Source organism: Bacillus sp. FSL L8-0193 (assembly GCF_037976065.1).
Classification (GTDB): Bacteria; Bacillota; Bacilli; order Bacillales; family Bacillaceae; genus Bacillus; species Bacillus paralicheniformis.
In genome coordinates this window covers 765,506-786,093 of the sequence record NZ_CP150261.1, presented here as the reverse complement: position 1 = coordinate 786,093, position 20,588 = coordinate 765,506, and the positions used below count along the sequence as shown (strand labels likewise).

17 protein-coding genes are annotated in these 20,588 nt (G+C 44.0%); 2 read left to right on the top strand and 15 right to left on the bottom strand.

Features of this window, described 5'->3' with window-relative positions; translation table 11 throughout:
- Window positions 1–85: 85 nt before the first annotated feature.
- From gatB to gatC, 3 genes are read right to left on the bottom strand one after another with little or no spacing between them, the layout of a single operon-like run.
- Window positions 86–1,516, bottom strand: coding sequence for an Asp-tRNA(Asn)/Glu-tRNA(Gln) amidotransferase subunit GatB (gene gatB, locus MHH76_RS03920; protein WP_020450467.1), 1,431 nt, complete (start codon window positions 1,514–1,516; stop codon window positions 86–88).
- Window positions 1,517–1,529: 13 nt separating this feature from the next.
- Window positions 1,530–2,987: an Asp-tRNA(Asn)/Glu-tRNA(Gln) amidotransferase subunit GatA gene (gatA, locus tag MHH76_RS03915; protein WP_023855604.1), complete on the bottom strand. Its 1,458-nt coding sequence runs from the start codon at window positions 2,985–2,987 to the stop codon at window positions 1,530–1,532.
- A gap of 22 nt (window positions 2,988–3,009) precedes the next feature.
- Window positions 3,010–3,300, bottom strand: coding sequence for an Asp-tRNA(Asn)/Glu-tRNA(Gln) amidotransferase subunit GatC (gene gatC, locus MHH76_RS03910; protein ID WP_003179590.1), 291 nt, complete (start codon window positions 3,298–3,300; stop codon window positions 3,010–3,012).
- Between the two features lie 441 nt (window positions 3,301–3,741).
- Between gatC and putP the strand changes: the two genes are divergently transcribed.
- Together putP and MHH76_RS03900 are read left to right on the top strand one after the other, a co-directional pair.
- A complete protein-coding gene (gene putP, locus MHH76_RS03905; protein WP_043054157.1) occupies window positions 3,742–5,223 on the top strand; it encodes a sodium/proline symporter PutP in 1,482 nt (493 codons plus the stop codon).
- Window positions 5,224–5,436: 213 nt separating this feature from the next.
- Window positions 5,437–6,135 carry an MgtC/SapB family protein gene (locus MHH76_RS03900; RefSeq protein ID WP_095292955.1) on the top strand — a complete coding sequence of 233 codons (699 nt, stop codon included), beginning with the start codon at window positions 5,437–5,439 and terminating at the stop codon, window positions 6,133–6,135.
- A 268-nt stretch (window positions 6,136–6,403) separates the two neighbouring features.
- On the opposite strand, the gene nagB is transcribed toward MHH76_RS03900, so the two are convergent.
- From nagB to pcrA, 12 genes are all read right to left on the bottom strand, one after another.
- The gene (gene nagB / locus MHH76_RS03895) at window positions 6,404–7,132 is read right to left on the bottom strand and encodes a glucosamine-6-phosphate deaminase (RefSeq protein ID WP_043054156.1); all 729 of its coding nucleotides are present in this window, start codon (window positions 7,130–7,132) and stop codon (window positions 6,404–6,406) included.
- A 142-nt stretch (window positions 7,133–7,274) separates the two neighbouring features.
- Window positions 7,275–8,426, bottom strand: coding sequence for a YhfX family PLP-dependent enzyme (locus tag MHH76_RS03890; protein WP_026578931.1), 1,152 nt, complete (start codon window positions 8,424–8,426; stop codon window positions 7,275–7,277).
- Window positions 8,426–9,652, bottom strand: coding sequence for a phosphopentomutase (locus tag MHH76_RS03885; RefSeq protein ID WP_026578932.1), 1,227 nt, complete (start codon window positions 9,650–9,652; stop codon window positions 8,426–8,428). Before MHH76_RS03885 ends, MHH76_RS03890 begins: the two co-directional genes overlap by 1 nt.
- Complete coding sequence (locus MHH76_RS03880; protein WP_043054155.1) at window positions 9,645–10,793, bottom strand: aminotransferase class V-fold PLP-dependent enzyme; 1,149 nt, start codon at window positions 10,791–10,793, stop codon at window positions 9,645–9,647. Before MHH76_RS03880 ends, MHH76_RS03885 begins: the two co-directional genes overlap by 8 nt.
- On the bottom strand, window positions 10,790–11,674 hold the full coding sequence (locus tag MHH76_RS03875; protein WP_043054154.1) for a TatD family hydrolase: 885 nt from the start codon (window positions 11,672–11,674) through the stop codon (window positions 10,790–10,792). Before MHH76_RS03875 ends, MHH76_RS03880 begins: the two co-directional genes overlap by 4 nt.
- A gap of 26 nt (window positions 11,675–11,700) precedes the next feature.
- On the bottom strand, window positions 11,701–13,002 hold the full coding sequence (locus MHH76_RS03870) for a YhfT family protein (RefSeq protein WP_025810329.1): 1,302 nt from the start codon (window positions 13,000–13,002) through the stop codon (window positions 11,701–11,703).
- Window positions 13,003–13,147: 145 nt separating this feature from the next.
- Window positions 13,148–13,507 carry a DUF2620 domain-containing protein gene (locus MHH76_RS03865; RefSeq protein ID WP_020450457.1) on the bottom strand — a complete coding sequence of 120 codons (360 nt, stop codon included), beginning with the start codon at window positions 13,505–13,507 and terminating at the stop codon, window positions 13,148–13,150.
- Between the two features lie 12 nt (window positions 13,508–13,519).
- Window positions 13,520–13,885 (bottom strand): PRD domain-containing protein, encoded by a 366-nt coding sequence (locus MHH76_RS03860; RefSeq protein WP_020450456.1) that lies wholly within the window; start codon window positions 13,883–13,885, stop codon window positions 13,520–13,522.
- Window positions 13,886–13,980: 95 nt separating this feature from the next.
- The gene (gene yhfZ / locus MHH76_RS03855; protein WP_043054153.1) at window positions 13,981–14,907 is read right to left on the bottom strand and encodes a GntR family transcriptional regulator YhfZ; all 927 of its coding nucleotides are present in this window, start codon (window positions 14,905–14,907) and stop codon (window positions 13,981–13,983) included.
- Window positions 14,908–15,100: 193 nt separating this feature from the next.
- Window positions 15,101–16,291 carry a CamS family sex pheromone protein gene (locus tag MHH76_RS03850; RefSeq protein WP_023855598.1) on the bottom strand — a complete coding sequence of 397 codons (1,191 nt, stop codon included), beginning with the start codon at window positions 16,289–16,291 and terminating at the stop codon, window positions 15,101–15,103.
- Window positions 16,292–16,306: 15 nt separating this feature from the next.
- Window positions 16,307–18,310: an NAD-dependent DNA ligase LigA gene (ligA, locus tag MHH76_RS03845; protein WP_023855597.1), complete on the bottom strand. Its 2,004-nt coding sequence runs from the start codon at window positions 18,308–18,310 to the stop codon at window positions 16,307–16,309.
- 34 nt (window positions 18,311–18,344) lie between these two features.
- Window positions 18,345–20,564 (bottom strand): DNA helicase PcrA, encoded by a 2,220-nt coding sequence (gene pcrA, locus MHH76_RS03840; RefSeq protein ID WP_025810325.1) that lies wholly within the window; start codon window positions 20,562–20,564, stop codon window positions 18,345–18,347.
- Window positions 20,565–20,588 lie beyond the last annotated feature (24 nt).

The window sequence follows — 20,588 nt, the reverse complement described above, 5'->3', positions numbered from 1 at the left end:
TAATTTTATTTATTTACATCTTTACACAAATAAAAAAAGGTCCCCAATATGAGGACCTCCATTTAAGTAGCATAAGTCTGTTTTTTTATCGTTTATTAATCTCTTCAAGAAGAAGCTTGTTGACCATCGGCGGGTTCGCTTGTCCTTTTGAGGCTTTCATGATTTGGCCGACAAGGAAGCCGATCGCACGGTCTTTTCCGTTTTTGAAGTCTTCGATCGATTGCGGATTGTTGTCGAGCGCTTCTGTGACAAGCTTTCTGAGCGTCGCTTCGTCAGAAATTTGCACAAGGCCTTTTTCTTTGACGATTTTTTCTGCGTCTCCGCCTTTTTCGATCAATTCTTTGAAGACCTTTTTCGCGATTTTCGATGAAATCGTGCCTTTTTCGATCAGCTTGACCAATCCGGCAAGGCCTTCAGGCGTGAGCGCAACATCCGCAAGCTCTTGTTGCTGAGCGTTCAAGTAAGCCGACACTTCACCCATCAGCCAGTTCGACGCCAGCTTCGCGTCTGCGCCTTTTTCTACGGCTGCTTCGAAGAAGTCGGACATTTCTTTTGTCAAAGTGAGCACTTTCGCGTCATAGGCAGGCAGGCCAAGCTCTTCGATGTAGCGCTTGCGGCGCTCGTCCGGAAGCTCAGGGATGCTGTCTTTCACGCGCTGTTTCCACTCATCGTCAATGTAAAGCTCGACAAGATCAGGCTCAGGGAAGTAGCGGTAGTCGTCAGATCCCTCTTTGACCCTCATCAAAATCGTCGTTTTGGACGCTTCATCATAGCGGCGCGTCTCCTGCTGAATGACACCGCCTGACAAAAGAACTTGCGCCTGGCGTTTTTCTTCGTGCTCAAGGCCTTTTTGAACAAAGGCAAATGAGTTCAGGTTTTTCAGCTCTGTCTTTGTGCCGAACTCCTCTTGTCCGATCGGACGGAGGGAGATGTTGGCGTCGCAGCGGAGCGAGCCCTCTTCCATCTTACAATCAGAAACGCCTGTATACTGAATGATTGATTTCAGTTTTTCAAGGTAGGCGTAAGCTTCTTCAGGCGTTCTGATATCGGGCTCGGAGACGATTTCAACGAGCGGTGTTCCCTGGCGGTTATAGTCGACAAGGGAGTAGCCGTCGCCTGTATGCGTCAGTTTTCCCGCATCCTCTTCCAAATGAAGGCGGGTGATGCCGATGCGCTTCGTTTTTCCGCCGACTTCGATTTCGATCCAGCCGTTTTCGCCGATCGGTTTATCAAATTGAGAAATTTGATAAGCTTTCGGGTTGTCGGGGTAGAAATAGTTTTTCCGGTCGAATTTCGTTTCTGTCGCAATTTCGCAGTTGAGCGCCATCGCGGCTTTCATCGCGAAATTAACGGCTTCTTTGTTCAACACAGGCAGTACACCCGGATAGCCTAAGTCGATAACGCTTGTCTGCGTGTTGGCCGCCGCGCCGAATGGCGTTGGAGAACTGGAGAAAATTTTCGATTTTGTTTTGAGCTCCACGTGGACTTCAAGTCCGATTACCGTTTCAAAGTTCATGTTTTTTCACCCCTTACAGTTCAGGTTTTGCTTTATGGTGGTCTGTCGCCTGTTCGAATGCATGGGCGACGCGGTATACTGTGCTTTCGTCAAAGTGTTTGCCGATGATTTGCAGGCCGAGCGGCAAGCCGTTCGCCAAGCCGCACGGTACGCTGATTCCCGGTACGCCCGCAAGGTTGACAGGAATCGTCAGAATGTCATTGGCGTACATGGTCAGCGGATCGCTCGTTTTTTCGCCGATTTTAAATGCCGGCGTCGGCGTTGTCGGTCCGATGATGACGTCATAGTTTGCAAATACGTCTTCAAAGTCCTTTTTGATCAGCGTTCTGACTTTTTGCGCTTTTTTATAGTACGCATCATAGTAGCCTGAGCTGAGCGCGAACGTACCGAGCATGATGCGGCGTTTCACTTCGTTTCCGAATCCTTCGGAACGCGTTTGTTTGTACAGGTCGATCAGGTTGTCGGCATTGTCCGTGCGGTAACCGTAGCGGATGCCGTCGAAGCGCGCCAGGTTTGCCGACGCTTCAGATGAAGAAAGCAGGTAGTAAGTCGCCAGCGCGTATTTGCTGTGCGGAAGCGATACTTCTTCCCATGTCGCGCCAAGGCTTTCGAGCACTTTCAGCGCTTCAAGCACGGAATTTCTCGCTTCTTCTCCCACTCCTTCGCCGAGGTATTCTTTCGGCACGGCGATTTTAAGTCCTTTAATGTCGCCGGTTAACGCTGACAGATAGTCGGGCACGTCCACATTGGCGCTCGTCGAATCCATTTTGTCGACGCCTGAAATCGCCTGAAGAAGGTAGGCGTTGTCTTCGACAGATCTTGTGATCGGGCCGATTTGATCCAACGAAGAAGCAAATGCGACAAGGCCGTATCTGGAAACGCGTCCATATGTAGGCTTTAAGCCGACGACGCCGCAGAAAGATGCCGGCTGGCGAATCGATCCGCCCGTGTCAGATCCAAGTGAAAACGGCACTTCCCCGGCCGCAACCGCAGCCGCAGAGCCTCCGCTTGATCCGCCCGGAACAGTTTCGAGATTCCACGGGTTTTTTGTCTTTTTAAAGCCTGAGTTTTCTGTGGAAGAACCCATCGCGAATTCATCCATATTCAGCTTTCCGATGGTGACCGCTTCAGCTTCGTGAAGACGCTCAACAACGGTTGCATCATAGATCGGATCAAAGTTCTCAAGAATTTTGCTTGCGCACGTTGTCCGCAGATCCTTTGTTACGATATTGTCCTTAATACCGATCGGCATCCCGAAAAGAAGGCCGTGCTCATCACGGGTATCTAGCGCTTCGTCCAATTCTTTGGCGTATGCGCGGGCTTTTTCTTCATCAAGCTGCAAAAAGGCTTGTACCTTTCCGTCAACTTCGTGAATCCGTTTGTAAGATTCATCGACTAAATCTGATATGCTGATCTCTTTATTATGTATGAGACGTTTTAATTCAGATATTTTATGGTCAAACAGTGACATGTTTTCTCGCTCCCTCCTTTATTCAGTCCAAGATTGACGGCACGCGGATGTAGCCGTCTTTATGATCAGGCGCGTTTTTGACGACGTCTTCAACCGGAAGGCCTTTATCAGGGACATCTTCCCTCATGATATTCTTCATTTGCAATACGTGCGTTGTTGGTTTAACATTCTCTGTATCGACTTCGTTCAGCTCTTCTGCAAATGAAATAATGCTGTCAAGCTGTTCGGTAAACATCGCCGCTTCTTCGTCCGTAATCGCCAGTCTGGCAAGATGGGCGACATGCTTTACTTCTTCTATAGAAATACGCGACATACTAAAAACACCTCCAAGGTTATTCTCGCTTAGTCATAATACTGATCATATCAAATTTTAGCCTTCTAAATCAACAAAACCACGATCTTCGCCCCATTAGGCGGCTTTTATTTTATCGCACATGAAAAATTCAGTAAAATAGCCCGTACTAATATTCAGAATATTTTTACTTTATATAATATTTGTAAGCGTTTTCATTATGATGCTTATCAGAACCATCGCGCTCTTTTTCAATAAAATCGGATGTTTTTCACGGTTGATTGATGGGGAATAGTTTGATAGGTTAGGTAACTAAGTACGATCTAATCGGCAGCGCCTTAATTCCAATACTTGATTTTTCAAAGAGGGGGCCCTGCAATTTTCTTCGTACCGCAAGTCAGTATTGTCGAAAATTTTAAAGAGGTGATGCCACATTATTTTTAAAGAGGAGAGATATGAAACGTGAGTGTTGAAATATTTATTTCGTTAGGGATTTATTTTGCCGCGATGCTCTTAATCGGCTGGTATTCCTACAGAAAGACATCCAATTTGAATGACTACATGCTCGGCGGCAGAGGTCTTGGGCCTGCTGTTACGGCTTTATCGGCCGGCGCGTCGGACATGAGCGGCTGGATGCTGATGGGACTGCCCGGAGCCATGTATGTGACAGGACTTTCGAGCGCCTGGCTTGCCGTCGGTTTAACAATCGGAGCTTATGTGAACTACTTGGTTGTCGCTCCCCGGCTGCGCACATATACAGAAGTAGCAAACGATGCGATTACAATTCCGGATTTTTTCGAAAATCGGTTTAATGATACGACGAGAATCTTGCGCCTGGCATCAGCCATCGTCATCATGGTGTTTTTCACACTGTACACGTCGGCGGGTATGGTGTCCGGAGGAAGACTGTTTGAAACGGCGTTCGGCCTCGATTATAAAATGGGTCTTTTCTTAACGGCAGCAGTCGTGATTGCTTATACGCTGTTCGGAGGGTTTTTGGCCGTCAGTCTGACTGACTTTGTGCAAGGTTTGATTATGTTTATCGCTTTAGTGCTCGTGCCGATCGTTGCCTTTACTCAATTAGGCGGAATTACGCCGACTTTCAATGTGATCGAAGAAATCAATCCAAGCTTGCTCGATTTCTTCAAAGGAACGACCGTCATTAGCATTATTTCATTTCTCGCCTGGGGACTGGGCTATTTCGGTCAGCCGCATATTATCGTCCGCTTTATGGCGATTTCATCCGTAAAAGAGCTGAAGCCTGCGCGCCGCATCGCAATGGGCTGGATGATCATCTCCGTAATCGGCGCACTGCTTGTCGGACTGATCGGTGTGGCGTATGTCCATGAAACGGGTACAGCGCTTAAAGATCCGGAAACGATTTTTATCGTGTTCTCAAAAGTATTATTCCATCCGCTGATTACCGGATTTTTGCTTTCCGCTTTGCTCGCGGCGATTATGAGTACGGTGTCTTCCCAGCTGCTTGTCACATCAAGCGCCATGACGGAAGATTTTTACCGGACGTTTTTCCGGCGCAAAGCAACGGATAAGGAACTCGTTCTTGTCGGACGTCTGAGCGTTCTGCTTGTCGCCGTCATCGCGATCCTTCTGTCTCTGACACCGAACAACACGATCCTTGATTTGGTCGGCTATGCGTGGGCCGGGTTTGGTTCCGCATTCGGCCCCGCCATCCTTCTCAGCTTGTACTGGAAGCGGATGAACCAGTGGGGCGCATTGGCCGGTATGATCACAGGAGCCGTGACCGTGCTGATTTGCATTCTGACCGGTCTGCAGGAGAAGACGGGAATCTATGAAATGATCCCTGGTTTCTTCCTGAGCTTGATTGTCGTTTACGCTGTCAGCATGATCACGAACAAGCCGGCAAAAGCAGCAAGAGATATGTTTGAAGAAATGGAACAGACGCATGAGGAAGAACATTCTTAAATGATCAGGCAATGAAAGCCGCCGGGCGATATCCGGCGGCTTTTTTGCTCAGACGGAATTCTTTTGATGCCACACCGGCAATATAATGGTAGGAGTATTGGGCTTTCTTGCTGATGAATGGTTCCGCGACATCCCCTTCAAAAACAGTTGTCGATCCATAGCGTCTGTGAGAAAATCATATCAATCATATAAGATATTGTCGGAAAGGAGATTATGGGCATGGATTGGCATATTGAAACAGAAACACTGTTGAAGCTTGGCATCGCAACATTAATCGGAATGGTCATCGGTCTCGAAAGGGAGCTGAAAAACAAGCCGCTCGGCTTAAAAACGTGCATCGTGATTGCGATCAGTTCCTGTGTTCTGACAATGATCAGCATTGATGCGGCATACCATTTTCCAAAGTCGAACAGAATTATGATGGACCCTTTGCGGCTTCCCGCACAAATCATATCGGGGATCGGCTTCATCGGAGCGGGCGTGATCTTACGCAAAAGCAACGACGTCATTTCCGGCCTGACCACTTCAGCGATGATCTGGGGAGCAGCCGGCCTCGGCGTCGCCATCGGAGCGGGCTTTTATAAAGAAGCATTTGTCAGTCTCATTTTCATTTTAATCAGCGTCGAGTTTTTGCCGTGGATCGTCGGCAAAATCGGCCCGAACCGCTTGCAGGAAAAAGAAATCCGCGTCCGCATGTCTCTGAATGACAAGGATAAACTGACGGATATCCTCAAGGAAATGAAAGCGAAAAAAATCCGGATTCATTCCGTCCGGATCGATGATATGCGCGATAATGAATTTCCGGTCATGGAAACGAAAATCATGGTTCATAAGAAACGGTATGTCACCGATGTCTATTACGATATCAAAGCGATCGACGGCGTCGTCGGCGTAAAATGCGATACGCTTTAAAAAAAGCAGCCCTTTGGCTGCTTTTTTTGTGGATCATAAATATGGACAGTCGGTTCTATAGGATGATGGCTTTCTCTCGCCTAGAGGAGTTATTCATTTTCCTCCATTCTCCCCTTTTCAACTGTTCGAGTAAACAATATGAGACAAGCAAAACCTGTATATGTAAGTCCTTACCAGCAGGGTGGAAATTTGCTATATTCAGTCGTTTTTTACTGATTGATCACTAGGAGATCTCTTGAAATTTTTAAATGTCATCAGCCGATGTCTGTTATTGAGTTTTATTTAAGGCCGCATCATCTGCCATCACAATCACATCATTATGTTTCCTTAAAATTGAAGCAGGGAACTCTTGGGAGACACGGGTGCTGTTCAGCAGCCGTGCCAATGCTTCAGATTTTTCATTTCCAGACACGAGCAGAAGGATCCGCTTACTTTCCATTATTGTTTCAATTCCCATGGTCAATGCCTTTGTCGGTACTTCGTCCAAGGAACGAAAGAACCGGGAATTTGCCTGCCGGGTTGATTTATCCAAATCAACGATATGGGTTCTGCTTTTAAAGCTTGTCCCCGGTTCATTAAAACCGATATGACCATTCAATCCCATCCCTAATATTTGTATGTCAATTGCTTTTTCGGAAACAAGTCTGTCGTAACTGATGCATTCTTGTTCCAAATCTTCCGCCATCCCATTTGGGATATTGATATTCCTTTGCCTAATATCCAGATGTTTGAATAATATTTCATTCATATAATAATGGTAGCTGTTTTTATTTTCTTTAGCCAGTCCAACGTACTCGTCTAAATTAAAAGCAGTAACATTCTTAAATGATATTTCCTTTTGCCGATACTTTTTGATCAGGCATTTATACAAACCTAGCGGTGTCGAACCTGTTGCAAAACCGATAACAGGATTTTTTGAATTGTTAATGAGCTCAGTCATTAAATCAGCTGATTTTTCACTCATTTCTTCATAACCTGATACATGAATAATTTTCACGTCGTTCTCCTTTCCGCAAAATAACATGTCCAAGACGGACTACTGTATTAAACTGCACTTCAAAAAGACAAGGCATCTTCGCTACACCTCAGTAAGACAATCCATTATTCAAGAACTCCGATATTCCGCTGATAACGATCATTTACTCGATTACATTTCCTTTAGAATCAAATACACCGATAAGTTCAGGATCTTCAGAAACGTTTTTTAAGATTGCAATATGCGCATTCGTGACAAAGACTTGTGTACGAAAAGCAAATATTGCCGTATCGCCGACTTTTGCTTCAACTGTGTTTAATGCGCCATAATAATCAATATGATCAGGTGTCATTTCAATAGCTTGAACCTTCTTAAGATGATTTTTGTTTGTTCCAACCAGCGCCGCTTTCATATGTGAACGCGGATAGAATCCACCGCCGAAAACATAAGCATGATGATTAGATATGTGGGATACTTCAGTTACATATACCATTGCAGGTCTTTCTGCGAGTTTTTTCGTTGCATGAATGGGCGTCGTTCCAATTAAAGCATGACCGGGTTCGCCTTGAGTTGCACCATTTTCCTTCAACAATTTGATTGTTCCACAAGATGTTGCACTTGGCATATTCATCTCAAGCCTTTTATACCCTCTTTCCATTAAAAAAGATTTTACGGTTTGCATGGATGTTACATTCGGAGTAACTGTTGGAAGGCCGTCTTTAATCAATATACAAGGAAAGCTTGTTAAACCTGCAATTTCAATTCCTTCTAACTGTTCAATCGATTCGATATCCTTAACGATTTGTTCAAAAGTGAACCCTCCCTCTTGACCTTTATATATATAATCCTCTTTGTTTGCGATACGTAAAAACACTTTTTGTTTTCTTCCCATTTCCTTAGCTGCTCTACTAATGTTTCGAGCATTTGCAAGACTGAAAACCGTAACATAGTCAGGATGAAGCTTTAATATAGCCGGAATCATATGAATAGGTATTTGAACAAGATGTCCGACATGCCCAATCTTGATTCCATTTTGGCTGAGTGTGATTGCCTCCCACGGGTCTACAGCAACCGCTTTGTCAATTCCGCTTTCGGCGATAGCTTGTGCTACCAACGGATTACGGCCAAATTGCTTTGTCATAAAAAATAGTTCAATATCCTGTTTTCTGGCTTTTTCGCTTAAAACTTTTGTATTTTTCTTGACAGTGTCCAAATCTAATACATAAGTGTTAGGTGAAATGATTCCCCGCTGATGAAAATCCAATGCAGCTTCTATTAATTTTTTATTATATTTTAATGTAGATTCCAAAAACATCAGTCTGTCTCCTCTTTTCCTTTTTGCATTAAATGAAGGAATGAACTGCCGTTTTCAGTATTGCGAAGCCCTAGATAATCAGCAGAAGTTGCAGCAATGTCGGATAGCGTTTTTCTTTCCCCGATATTTGCGGGGGATAACTTTTTGTGATAAGCCAGCAAATACGTTTTTTCCCGTGTGTGTTGGTTATGGCCGATCGTAGGGTCATTCCCGTGATCTGCACTAATCATCAGCAGATCCTGATCTGTCATTTTCCGGAGAATTTCCGGCAAATATTGATCTACCATTTCAATCCGATTCGCATAACGCACAGGATTCTGTGCATGTCCGGCTAAATCGGTTTCTTGTACTGTGGCAGCAATCACGCCTTTTTTGACACGGTCCATCTCCTGTATAATATCCTTCATAACTTGTTCCGTATCTACACCCGGAAACCTATTTGCACCTTTACAATAAATGATGTCCTGCATTTTTCCGATAAGAGAAACTTCCATTCCCCCATTTTTCGCCAATGTTGGCAACTGCTTCTCGGGAGAGATACCAAAACCTAAGTGACGGACTTGATACCCCTGCTTGTATACATTAGATTTAGGCGAATTCACTCCTACTAATCCGTCTTCTCTTCTTTCAACTGACCTCTGCAAGTGTTCGGGTGTTACATTTTCTCCTCCAAGAACAATCACACGATTTACTTTAACATGATGACGGACACATCTTCCTATTTTCAACACTTCATCAAACGGAATATAATCCAGCGGAGCGCTTACATTATAAATTTGCCCGTAATCTGTTTCGATATTATCGGCCACGACTACTAAATCGTTTACTAATAGATACGGCAAATCTGAATTTGGTATGTTAACTTTATAACCCTGATCTTCCAAAGCGAGTTTAACATGATTGATATGTTCTGCAAAAGGAGCTAAATATGTCTTTTTTGGCTTTGTCCCCATGATTTCATTATGCCCTTCAAAACTGTCTGCTCCTTGATGCATCAGGTTCAAAACACCATAGCTGGCAATATGGTCTACATTTTTCAATTTAGGATGGTGCAAGATTTTGTTTATACCCAATTTTTCGAGATTTGGAATGTTTAAAGAAGGCACCGTATCAAGTATGTGATAGAAAGTATTAGCGCCAACGTCTAAAGGGTGATAATCGCTTGCATCTTCCATATAACCGACTCCTAAGCTGTCTAATATTATGATAATGACTCTTTTATTCATTTATATCATCCCCTCTTGAAGGATTTACACTAAGATTTTCTGTGGCTCGGTGAACGGATATGTTTAGAATTCTTAAAATGGTCTCAGAACCGCTTCTTAATGGATTAATGCGGATCATTTTTCTGGCCAGTGATGGATCTGCAGATAAAAAAGTACCAGACACTCTATAAAACATTGGTGCAAACTCGTATTTTGATTCAGCACCTACCGGATGGGGTGCCGCTCCCAATTCATTAGCATGATGAAGCACTTTTTCGGCAATTGGATTAACAAACTCTACAAGTAAGACTTTTGATTGTGCATTTGCCAAATAAGCCTTTTTAACACCTTTAATGGCTCCATTATTAAGCGAGTGAACTAACTGATCATTGACACTTGCTTGAATTGCCAGCATAACCGGCGCATATATCAGACCCCTTAAAGCTTCTAAAGCTTCATAACCTTGAACTTGGCTTCCACCTGAATAGTTTAAATTTTCTATTCTTTGTATTAAATCATTTTTGCCTAAAATGACTCCAATACCTTCCGGACCTAGTAGCTTGAACAATGAAAAGGTGGACAAATCGGCTTTGACTTGCGCTCCAATCTTTTCTGCTTTCATCGCAGCATAGTTGTCATCCGTAATAATGACTAGACTAGAATGAATGGAACGTATTTTTTTTATTGTTTCAGCCAAATCGTAATGGTCATCTATTTTTTGCCTCGTATGCTGAATCAATACACCTTTTAACTTCGGGTGTTTGAGGATGGCTTCTTTTATTTGTTCAGAATCGTGAAAATCCGCGTATATTGGCAAGACCCCCATCGACTCTAACGTTGTTTTACTTGTTGGATATATAGGTGCGTCATGGACTAGGATCTCGTCACCTGGCTTTAAAAAACTCATAAAACCAAATCTCAATGCCCCTGTTCCTGCACCACGAACTAACATTGCTTTCTCTGTGCCAAAGAAATCGGCTAGTGTCTCTTCTATTTTTTTTGTGAACCGCGGTTTATTCATTCCTTTTACAACGCCTAAATCGCCAAGTGAAAGCAATTCTTCTCCTCGAAAATGTCTTGTGATGACATCCACCAACTTAAATTGTCTATGCATGGCTTCTTCAATAGATAGACTATATAGAGGATAAGTTTCCATGCTCATTCACTCTCCCCTTTCATAAAAGCGCGAGGATTTTTAATCAACATCTTATCAATTGATTCACCAGTTATTCCATAGGTTTGCAAGAGAGGGATAAACGTGTCTATCAAATATGAATAGCCCACCCCGCCTTTATATACCAAATGTGATTTTCTGGTGATGTCCATAGACAGCAGAACCTTGTCTATATACCCTTTAGCCTGTATCTTTTTCAACATTTCTGCCCGAACACGATCAGGCATATAATTTTCTTTACCTATTGTATCGAATTCTACATACACACCTTCTCTCAGCATTTTCAATATATAATCGGCATCTCCTGATAAATCAACATGCCCTATCACCACTCGGTTTAAATCAACTTCATGTTTTTTGAAAAATTCTACTTGTTCATGCCCTAATGTTCCTATGGAAGTATGGGTTGATATTGGTTTTTTTGTTTTCTTATGCGCCACAACAACCGCTTCAAATACTTTTTGTTCGGTTTCCGTCCATTTATTGTAACTTGTTCCAATTTCACCGATCAGCTCGGCTTTAGCATCTGTTCCTCTAATTCCTTCAACAATCTCCATTACCATTCTTTCTGCCAACTTTTCTTTTGGTTCGCGAAACACATGGATCGGGTAAAAAGAATCTTGGTAGAAACCAGTTGAAAAGACAATATTAATGCCTGTTTCTTCTGCTACTTTTTGAACGTATGTAATATTTCTCCCCATTCCAATATTCGTGACATCCACAATATTGCGTACGCCCTTTTCGTATAAACTTTTAAATTCTCTAACGGTTTCAGAAAATACATCCAACTTACAATCCTCATTGTTTTTTACTTCGGAAAGGTCTATCGTTGTATGTTCATGCATATAGGTCATTCCGTCTTTCAACATTCGGAAACTTCCCCTCTTTCGATGATTTAGCCAACCTGCCATAAACCGACTGCATAGAGAAGATTGGCAACAATCCCCAACAATATAACTGCAATAGGGCCGACAGCCAATTCAACAAGTGGTTTTGATGCAATTCGGTTTATTAAATAAAATCCAATCACCCAGAAGAAGCCAATACCGGGAGCAATTTTTTCCCCTGCCATCGCACTGCCAATTAATATAGCCATTCCTAGAACATCTGACAGCGAAGTGCGAATATGCTCCCCCATCTCCCTTACACCAGGCAGTTTGTCCATACTTTTTGATACTGCGGATAATGATACGACCTCTAAATACATGACTAAAAAGCCCAACAGAAATGCTAAAATCGGTATATCCCTGAAAATAAGACCGATTGCAAATACCAAAGTGGTACCAGCTAAACCATAAACTCCTGTTACGATCGCAGTTGAAAAAACTAAAGGGATGAAGCCAATTCCACGTGCAAATGTAGCGATTGCCGCCTCTGTGTAAAGCTCTTTATTAATCAATGCTTGAGGCATTGCATCCACTGCTAAAATCAGCATGGATGATGTTAAAGAAACAAGTCCTCCCATAAGAGCTAATAACCAGCGGTTTTTCTTAATTCGATTTACACGCTCATTAAATATATTCACTAAATTTGCATTAGTAGATTCATCTCCGCCTCTAATTCTCGCTGCATAATAAATCATCATTAACATTCCTGCTAATAAAGCCATTCCTTCAGGACTGAGCGAAATTTTATATCCTGCCGCTTGAAATGTTCCAAACTTCTCGAATAAGAGATAAGAAGCCAAAGTGACGATTGCAGTGACGGCGGCTTTTTTTAAACCGTGCTGATATCCAACCGCTACAGCTGGAAATACTGTAAATGCAATAATAATAGGCTGACCAATAAGACTTAAAGAATCTATAAAATTTACGGGAAACATGCCAAATAAATCTACTACAAATTGCAGTCCTAAAACGATTCCAATACTATAAACGGCTCCAATAACCCCTGCAGTTACCATGCCTATTTTGTTTTCCGGAGTCCAAATGCCAATAATGTCACACGCCAATAAAATGCTGTGTCCAATAATGATTGTTGCTCCTATTGAAAGCGGAATACCAAACCCTATGATTAAGCCAAAACTTAATGCAAAACTTGTTGCAGCAAGCTCCCCTCTTGTCATTCTCCCCTCAAGGTATTCGGGCATAATCGGTCGCAAACCATCATTAAACACAGCTACTCCGCGATTTACTAGTATAGAACCTAATGCACCAACAGCCGCTATGACAAGACATTGAATTAAAGAAAGGTCCATTCATTATTCACCTCTATGATTTTTCTCATCTTCTGTACATCATGTCATCCGTGCTTCTTAAATCATTCAAGAAAGCGCTTTCTTTAACTGAAAAAAATGTATACAGTTGAAGCCGGTGTAACAAAATATAAAGAAAAAAATTCATTTATTTTAATAAATAAGGAATTAAAATGTTTAATATATTTTGTGAAGACGAAGCTGTAAAACCAAAGGCAATTTTGCCGCTTTCTACTTCCTTCTCGATCTCTTCCTTGTTTTTTATGGTACTTGGCGAAGCCAAGGTGACGCATTTATCTTTGCCTAATAATGCAATTGCCATTGCAAGCGCACCACCGGATCCTGTTTCACAGGCGCCAATATAATAATCTACCTTATTGTTTTTCACAGCCATAACAGCGTCCAAATCACCTTTAACCAAAACTTCTACATTGCTTCCCCCAATTTCTTTAACAAGTTTTTCAATCGCTTGTTTTTTCAACTGTCCGCCTATTACGATTCTCACCATAATAAAACCCTCCTATTCATTAGATTCTATGACTTTATGAAGATGAAGATAAAAATAGACACGCTCACCTTCTGGAAGTTCTAAACCTGCCAGTGAATGTATAAAATCTATCACTTCTTCTATAGCATTTTTATATGGTGTTTCGTACACTTCATTGATGATGGCAATTGCAGGACTTTCTTCGCTTTCTCCCCTCTCAATTCTAGTTAAAGCCATCGCCATGTGCGTCCAAAACATTTCAGAGTCTTTGATCACCTCCTTTTTCAGCTTTTTTGATAAGAAAACAAATGTGTTCAAAGTTGTGTTGAAAGCATTTTTTGTAATCACTCGACTCGTTAGTAAAATAGACAACTTTTCTTCCAGCTGTATTTGGTTCACGCCAGTTCCTCCAATATACTGTATTTAGTATTTTAAATTTCAAATGCTGACCCATCGCCTCATGTATTGAATGACAAGTCGGATGGGCCGGCATTTTAGTAGCGCGGTATTTTCTCTCCTTTTTCTACACTTTTTTGAGTGTCTAATATTTGTTTCTCATTAACCAAATGCCACTTTTCTGCTATTTCTTTTTCTCTGTCTCCTTCAATAACAATAACGGCTTCAGTTGTATCCTTGGAAATTTTCTTGGCTTTCGGTGAAAAAAAATCGATTGCTTTAAACGTTTGAATCATTCTTTTGTCATCGGCATTCCAAACTGCTGCATCAATTTGTTTTGAAAGAAGCATATCGAAAAGCTGCATATAATTCATATTGACAAACTCAGCATTTTTATTTTCAAATTCAGCCAATGTTAATTGTTTCTGATCTAGGGACTCCAAATCAACACCTACTCTTATGACATCCTTACCTATTTCCTCATCTGGATGAGCTAAGAAGATTTTATGGGAAGATACATAACTGCTTTCCCCGAATTTCTTGAAAATTTTCAAATTTGGATATTCTGCTATGATATGATCTGCCGTCATCTTAGAAACAATTGCAAAATCACTTCTTTTTGTTCGGACTGCTTCAATTCGATTCACTCCGCCACGCATGTAGATCAAGTTAACTGTTTTTCCGGTTGATTCAAACCCTTCCACAATCCCTGTTGCCAGCCCTTCATATTTCCTTGAATACGGAAGTGGCATTGAGCCGATTAATGGTGCAATACCTGCAATCTCAAGTAATAAATTGTTATCCTTACTTACCAAAAACGTTCCTAAATGGCCTCTAGCCTCCAAATGAATCGCTTTCATATCAACCAATAAATTCAGCGCACTTTGGACAGTCCCCCTGCCGATGGATAACTTATGACAGTAGTCTGAGATGCGGGGAATTTTTTCACCTGCTTTGATATTCATCAATTCTTTAGCAATATTTTTAGCAGCCAAACCATTTTTAGAGTAAAATTTTTCCCACATAATTCATCTTCCTCAAAACAATATACTATATTCTGTATAATCAATTATAAGAGTTGTATCCTAATTTTGCAATAGTATTTTATTCAGAATACTATAAAAAAATATTTTGTTGGCGCACCGTGAATGAATGATAGGTCTCCTTATTCCTTTTTCCGCGTGACAAAAAGAAGCAGCCGAGAAGGCTGCTTCTTTTTTATGAATCATAAATATGAACAGTCGGTTCCTTGTCTCCCGGCTTTTTCAGGATAACGGCTTCCTGCCCGGCTGACGAATTAATGTTGATCTCAACGTTCAGTCCGCTTTTGCCGTAGTAATCCATTACTTCACCGGTCAAGAACTGGGTAAAGGCGATGACTTCGCTTTTGCCGTAAAACTGCATCGGGATGTTGATTTTCATGTCCTGCATTTGGTCGTCTTTATAGAGAGCCGTGCCGACAACCCCTGTGTAGTTTGGAAAATACGTATCGACTTTGTTTTTAAAGCGTTTGAAAAGCTCCGCGTCATCCGGATGTTTCTCTGAACCTTCTGTTGAAGGGAAGAACGTGTACTCTTCATTGATTTTATCCCAGCCGCCGAGCTCGCTTGTCCCTGATTTCACATCGGTTTTGGCGATAAAGTTTCCAGGGACGATCGATGACTTAGGCGCCTGCTTGTAGAGCATGATGGTCAGCGGAATGTTTTTCAAATCATCCATGTTTCTGATCCGTTTCGCCACTTCCTCGGCGATTTTTTCGCCTTCCTGCCTCAGCTTTTTGTCGCTGATGGTCACTTCTTTTTGCGGGTCGCCGACATTTTCGCGGTAGTAGTAGACAGAGTTCAGCGCAAGGCCGATCACGACGCCGCCGAGCTCAATCGTATCCTTGTCTTTGCGGACGAGGTAGTCATGCTCAAGCATATGGGCGAGGTATACCGGGCTTTCTTCGTTTTGCTTCTCTGTTGACCCGCTTCCGGAAAGGGCGGGGTTCAGTCCGAGGTTTTTGAAGTTTTTATCGTCTTTCTCCGCTTTTTTCAGGTCGTCTCCCGTTTTTTTGCGGGCGAGCCAGCTCGTAACTGTATCCTCATCCAGGTATTGTCCTTCTTGAAAAAGGTAATCGTCAGTAGAAAATGAATCTTGCGCAAGGCGCATCATGCCTGTCTCAAATTCATCGATATCCAGCCGCGTATTCAGGCGTTCGGTCGTCAAGCCGCGGGCTTTCCCCGCCTTGAAAGGAAGAACCATTTTATAATAAGAATCGGAGATGTTGTATTTCGGAATGATGGCTTTTTCTTTCGACTTATCCGTTTTCTGCACCATCTCCTGCTCTTCTTCTCCCCCAAAATTCGGCGCACAGGCTGAGAGCATGAGCATACCCGCAGCAGCCGCCAAACATAATATCTTTTTCAATAGAAAACACTCCTCTTATTTCTTTAGCTCACTGATCAGTCTTGCTTCATCCCATACTTCGATGTTCAGCTCTTCAGCTTTCGCCAGTTTGCTGCCTGCCGCTTCGCCGGCAATGACGAGATCGGTTTTTTTGCTTACACTGCCTGTGATTTTTCCGCCGAGCGCTTCGATTTCCGCTTTCGCGTCGTTCCGCGACATTTCGTTGAGCTTCCCGGTCAGGACGATCGTTTTTCCCGCAAAATACGAATCGCTCGCTTCAGCGGCCGCTTTTTTCGGGCCCTTATACTCGGTGTTCACCCCGAGTTCTTCAAGCTCATCCAACAGCTTTAAAATCTCTTCTTTTTCAAAATAAGTGACGAGGGCGTCCGCCATCTTCTCGCCGATTTCATCGACTTCCACCAATTCTTCTTTTGTCGCTTTTTTGAGTCTGTCAAGCGTTTCAAAATGCATCGCCAGTGTCTTGGCCGCTTTGGCGCCGATGAAGCGGATGCCGAGTCCGAAGAGAAGCCGTTCCAATGAATTCTCCTTCGATTTTTCAATCGACTTCAATAAGTTGTCGGTCGATTTTTCCCCCATCCGCTCGAGATTGATCAGCTGCTCGCGCGTCAGCTTATACAGATCGGCGACATTGTGGACGAGGTCTTCGCGGAACAGCTGGGTGATGACGCGCTCGCCAAGACCGTCTATATTCATCGCGTTCCGGGAAACGAAATGGATCAGGCCTTCCCTGATCTGAGCCGGGCACTCCGGATTGATGCAGCGAAGCGCGACTTCTCCTTCAATTCTGACAAGCTCGCTTCCGCATTCCGGGCATTCCTTCGGCATGTTGAATTCTTTCTCTTCTCCCGTCCTCTGTTCGACGAGCACGTTGACAACCTCGGGAATGATGTCTCCTGCTTTTTTAATGACGACTTTGTCCAGCAGTCTGATATCCTTCTCTTTAATCAAATCTTCGTTGTGGAGAGAAGCTCTTTGGACGGTCGTTCCCGCCACTTTTACAGGTTCGAGAATCGCAGTCGGGGTTACTGCACCCGTCCGGCCGACGCTTAATTCAATGTCCAAAAGCGTTGTGACAACCTCTTCGGCAGGAAACTTGTAGGCGATTGCCCAGCGCGGGCTTTTTGCCGTAAAGCCGAGTTCTTCCTGCTGATCAAGGGAGTTGACTTTAATGACGATCCCGTCGATTTCATACGGGAGGTCGGCGCGTTTTGTCTTGAGCTCTTCGACGATCTCAATGACTTCTTCGATCGTGCTGCATTTTTTTCTTTCATGATTGGTTTTAAAGCCGAGTTCGTCGAGGAAATCAAGTCCCTGGCTTTGCGTTTCAACGCCCATTTCGTCAAGCTCCGCTATACTGTAGACGAAGATATCGAGATTTCGTTTCGCGGCGATTTTCGGATCGAGCTGCCTTAATGAGCCGGCAGCGGCGTTCCGCGGATTGGCGAACGGCTCTTCATCCCGTTCGAGCCGCGTTTTGTTCAGCAATTCAAAGGAGCGCTTCGGCATAAAAGCCTCGCCGCGCACTTCAATTGAAAGATCGCGCTTCATTCGGAGGGGAATGTTTCTGATGGTCTTCAAATTTTCCGTAATATCCTCGCCCGTTGTTCCGTCGCCTCTTGTCGCACCTCTGACAAATACGCCGTTTTCATAGCGCAGTGAAACAGCAAGACCGTCTATTTTAAATTCGACGTTGTACTCAACATCTCCGACCGCCTGGCGGACGCGGCGGTCAAAGTCGCGTAGATCTTCTTCATTAAACGCGTTGCCGAGGCTCAGCATCGGCGTTTTATGCTGCACTTTTTGAAAGGCGTCCAAAACGGCTCCGCCGACGCGCTGAGAAGGAGAGTCCGGCGTTTTCAGGTCGGGGTGCTCTTCTTCAAGAGCAATAAGTTCCTTCATCAGCTTGTCATATTCGGAATCAGGCACGCTTGGGTCGTCAAGGGTGTGATATTCGTAGTTGTATTTGTTAATCAATGCATGCAGTTGTTCCACACGGCGTTTAGCTGCTTCTTTTTCCATTGGTTTCGTCCTTTCATTTCAGGTCTTTTGCCATTTATTGCTTTTCAATAGGCGCAAAGGCCGCGAGAAGACGCTTCACTCCGGTCGGGCTCGGGAAGGCGATGTCAAGCTCAGTCGATTCGCCGGATCCTTTGACGCTGACAACGGTTCCGACGCCCCACTTTTTATGGGAGGCTTTGTCGCCGACTGCCCAATTGACACCGTCGCCGCCGGTTTTGCTGTACGATGCAGCCGGCCGGGTAACCGGGCCTCTCCGCTCCGGCTTTCTTCCAAACGGCGTTTTCAGATCTTTTTTCTTCTCGTTTAGATTGTCCAATAATTCTTCCGGTATTTCCGCAATGAACCTTGATTCCGGGTTCATATTCGTTCTCCCGAACAATGTCCGCATCCGCGCGTTAGTTAAATAAAGCTCTTCCTCAGCCCTCGTGATGCCGACGTATGCGAGTCTCCGTTCTTCTTCCATCTCCGCTTCCTCCATCAGGGAGCGGCTGTGCGGGAATACCCCTTCTTCAAGCCCCATCAGGAACACGACCGGGAATTCGAGTCCTTTTGCGGCATGAAGCGTCATCAAGATGACCGCGTCTTGATTTCCGGTCTCTTCTTCCTTCTGATCAAGCTGATCGATATCGGCGATAAGGGCCAAATCCGTCAAAAAGGCGACGAGCGATTTATCTTCGCTTTGCTGTTCAAAGTTTTTCGTTACGGAGAGAAACTCGTCGATATTTTCAAGACGGCTCTGCGCTTCCAGGGATTTTTCCGCTTTCAGCATTTCGCGGTATTCGGTTTTTTCAAGGATTTCTTCCGTAAGCTCTGTGACAGATAAGTATTCCTGCATGTTCGTCAGGTTTTCGATCGTCTGTCTGAACTCGTCAAGCGCGTTCGCCGCTCTTGCGCTGAGGCCGATAAAGTCAACCTGTCCGAGCGCTTCAAATAAAGACATTCCGTTCATATCGGCATAAGCCGCAATTTTATCGACTGAAGTCGCACCAACGCCGCGCTTCGGCACGTTTACGATCCGCGCAAAGCTGATATCGTCGTCAGGATTTGCGACGAGGCGCAAATACGCAAGGATGTCTTTGATCTCTTTCCTGTCATAGAACTTCGTGCCGCCGACAATGTTGTAGTTGATGTTCGCTTTCATCAGCGTTTCCTCGATGACACGCGATTGAGCGTTCGTCCGGTACAAAATCGCGATATCAGAGAAAGATCGTTTTCCCGAGCCGACGAGCTCCCTGATTTTGCCCGCGACAAATTGGCCTTCGCCAAATTCGTTGTCGCCTCTGAAGTAGGAGATTTTCGCTCCTTCGTCATTTTCGGTCCAGAGGTTTTTCGGCTTTCTGTTGGAGTTGTTCTGAATCACTTCATTGGCCGCGTTCAATATCCGCTTTGTCGACCTGTAGTTTTGTTCGAGTAGAATGACGCTTGCATTCGGATAGTCTTTTTCAAACGACAGAATGTTGGCAATGTCCGCGCCGCGCCATCTGTAGATCGACTGGTCGGAGTCCCCGACGACGCAGATGTTTTCGAAGCGCTGCGCCATTTTTTTGACGAGCAAATACTGCGCCCTGTTCGTATCCTGATACTCATCGACATGAATGTATTGGAATTTCCGCTGGTAGTATTCGAGCACTTCCGGCACCCGGTCAAACAGGATGATCGTCGTCATGATCAGATCGTCAAAATCGAGCGACTGGTTTTTCCGCAGTTTTTTCTGATAATCTTTGTAGACATCGCTGACGACTTGTTCAAAAAAACCGCCGGCTGTTTTCTCGTACTCTTCCGGGTCGATCAATTCGTTTTTCGCACTGCTGATCGATCCGAGTATGCTTCTGGGATCGAATTTTTTCGGATCGATGTTTCTTTCCTTTAAGATTCCTTTAATGACGGAAAGCTGATCTGACGTATCAAGAATCGAGAAATTCCGGTTGATGCCGATTCTGTCGATGTCTCTCCGTAAAATTCTCACACACATGCTGTGGAACGTCGAAATCCAGATGTCGTCCGCTCCCGGTCCGAGAATGCGTTCCACACGTTCTTTCATTTCTCTGGCCGCTTTGTTCGTAAATGTAATCGCCAAAATGTTCCACGGGGCAACGCGCTTCTCCGCCATTAAATACGCAATGCGGTGCGTCAATACCCGCGTCTTTCCGCTTCCTGCTCCGGCCATGATCAAAAGCGGACCGTCCGTCGTTTTGACCGCTTCCTGCTGCATCTTGTTTAATCCGCTTAATAATTGGTCGCTAATGTAATTCAATTCCGTTCACCGCCTATTCAAACA

Excerpts from the sequence above, each read along its gene's own strand:
- MHH76_RS03880 (WP_043054155.1), bottom strand. The coding sequence starts at position 10,793 with ATGAGCATGGAAACTTATCCTCTATATAGTCTATCTATTGAAGAAGCC.
- MHH76_RS03870 (WP_025810329.1), bottom strand. The coding sequence starts at position 13,002 with ATGGACCTTTCTTTAATTCAATGTCTTGTCATAGCGGCTGTTGGTGCA.
- MHH76_RS03885 (WP_026578932.1), bottom strand. The coding sequence starts at position 9,652 with ATGAATAAAAGAGTCATTATCATAATATTAGACAGCTTAGGAGTCGGT.
- gatB (WP_020450467.1), bottom strand. The coding sequence starts at position 1,516 with ATGAACTTTGAAACGGTAATCGGACTTGAAGTCCACGTGGAGCTCAAA.
- gatA (WP_023855604.1), bottom strand. The coding sequence starts at position 2,987 with ATGTCACTGTTTGACCATAAAATATCTGAATTAAAACGTCTCATACAT.
- MHH76_RS03875 (WP_043054154.1), bottom strand. The coding sequence starts at position 11,674 with ATGTTGAAAGACGGAATGACCTATATGCATGAACATACAACGATAGAC.
- yhfZ (WP_043054153.1), bottom strand. The coding sequence starts at position 14,907 with ATGTGGGAAAAATTTTACTCTAAAAATGGTTTGGCTGCTAAAAATATT.
- MHH76_RS03865 (WP_020450457.1), bottom strand. The coding sequence starts at position 13,507 with ATGGTGAGAATCGTAATAGGCGGACAGTTGAAAAAACAAGCGATTGAA.
- MHH76_RS03890 (WP_026578931.1), bottom strand. The coding sequence starts at position 8,426 with ATGTTTTTGGAATCTACATTAAAATATAATAAAAAATTAATAGAAGCT.
- MHH76_RS03900 (WP_095292955.1), top strand. The coding sequence starts at position 5,437 with ATGGGCATGGATTGGCATATTGAAACAGAAACACTGTTGAAGCTTGGC.
- ligA (WP_023855597.1), bottom strand. The coding sequence starts at position 18,310 with ATGGAAAAAGAAGCAGCTAAACGCCGTGTGGAACAACTGCATGCATTG.
- gatC (WP_003179590.1), bottom strand. The coding sequence starts at position 3,300 with ATGTCGCGTATTTCTATAGAAGAAGTAAAGCATGTCGCCCATCTTGCC.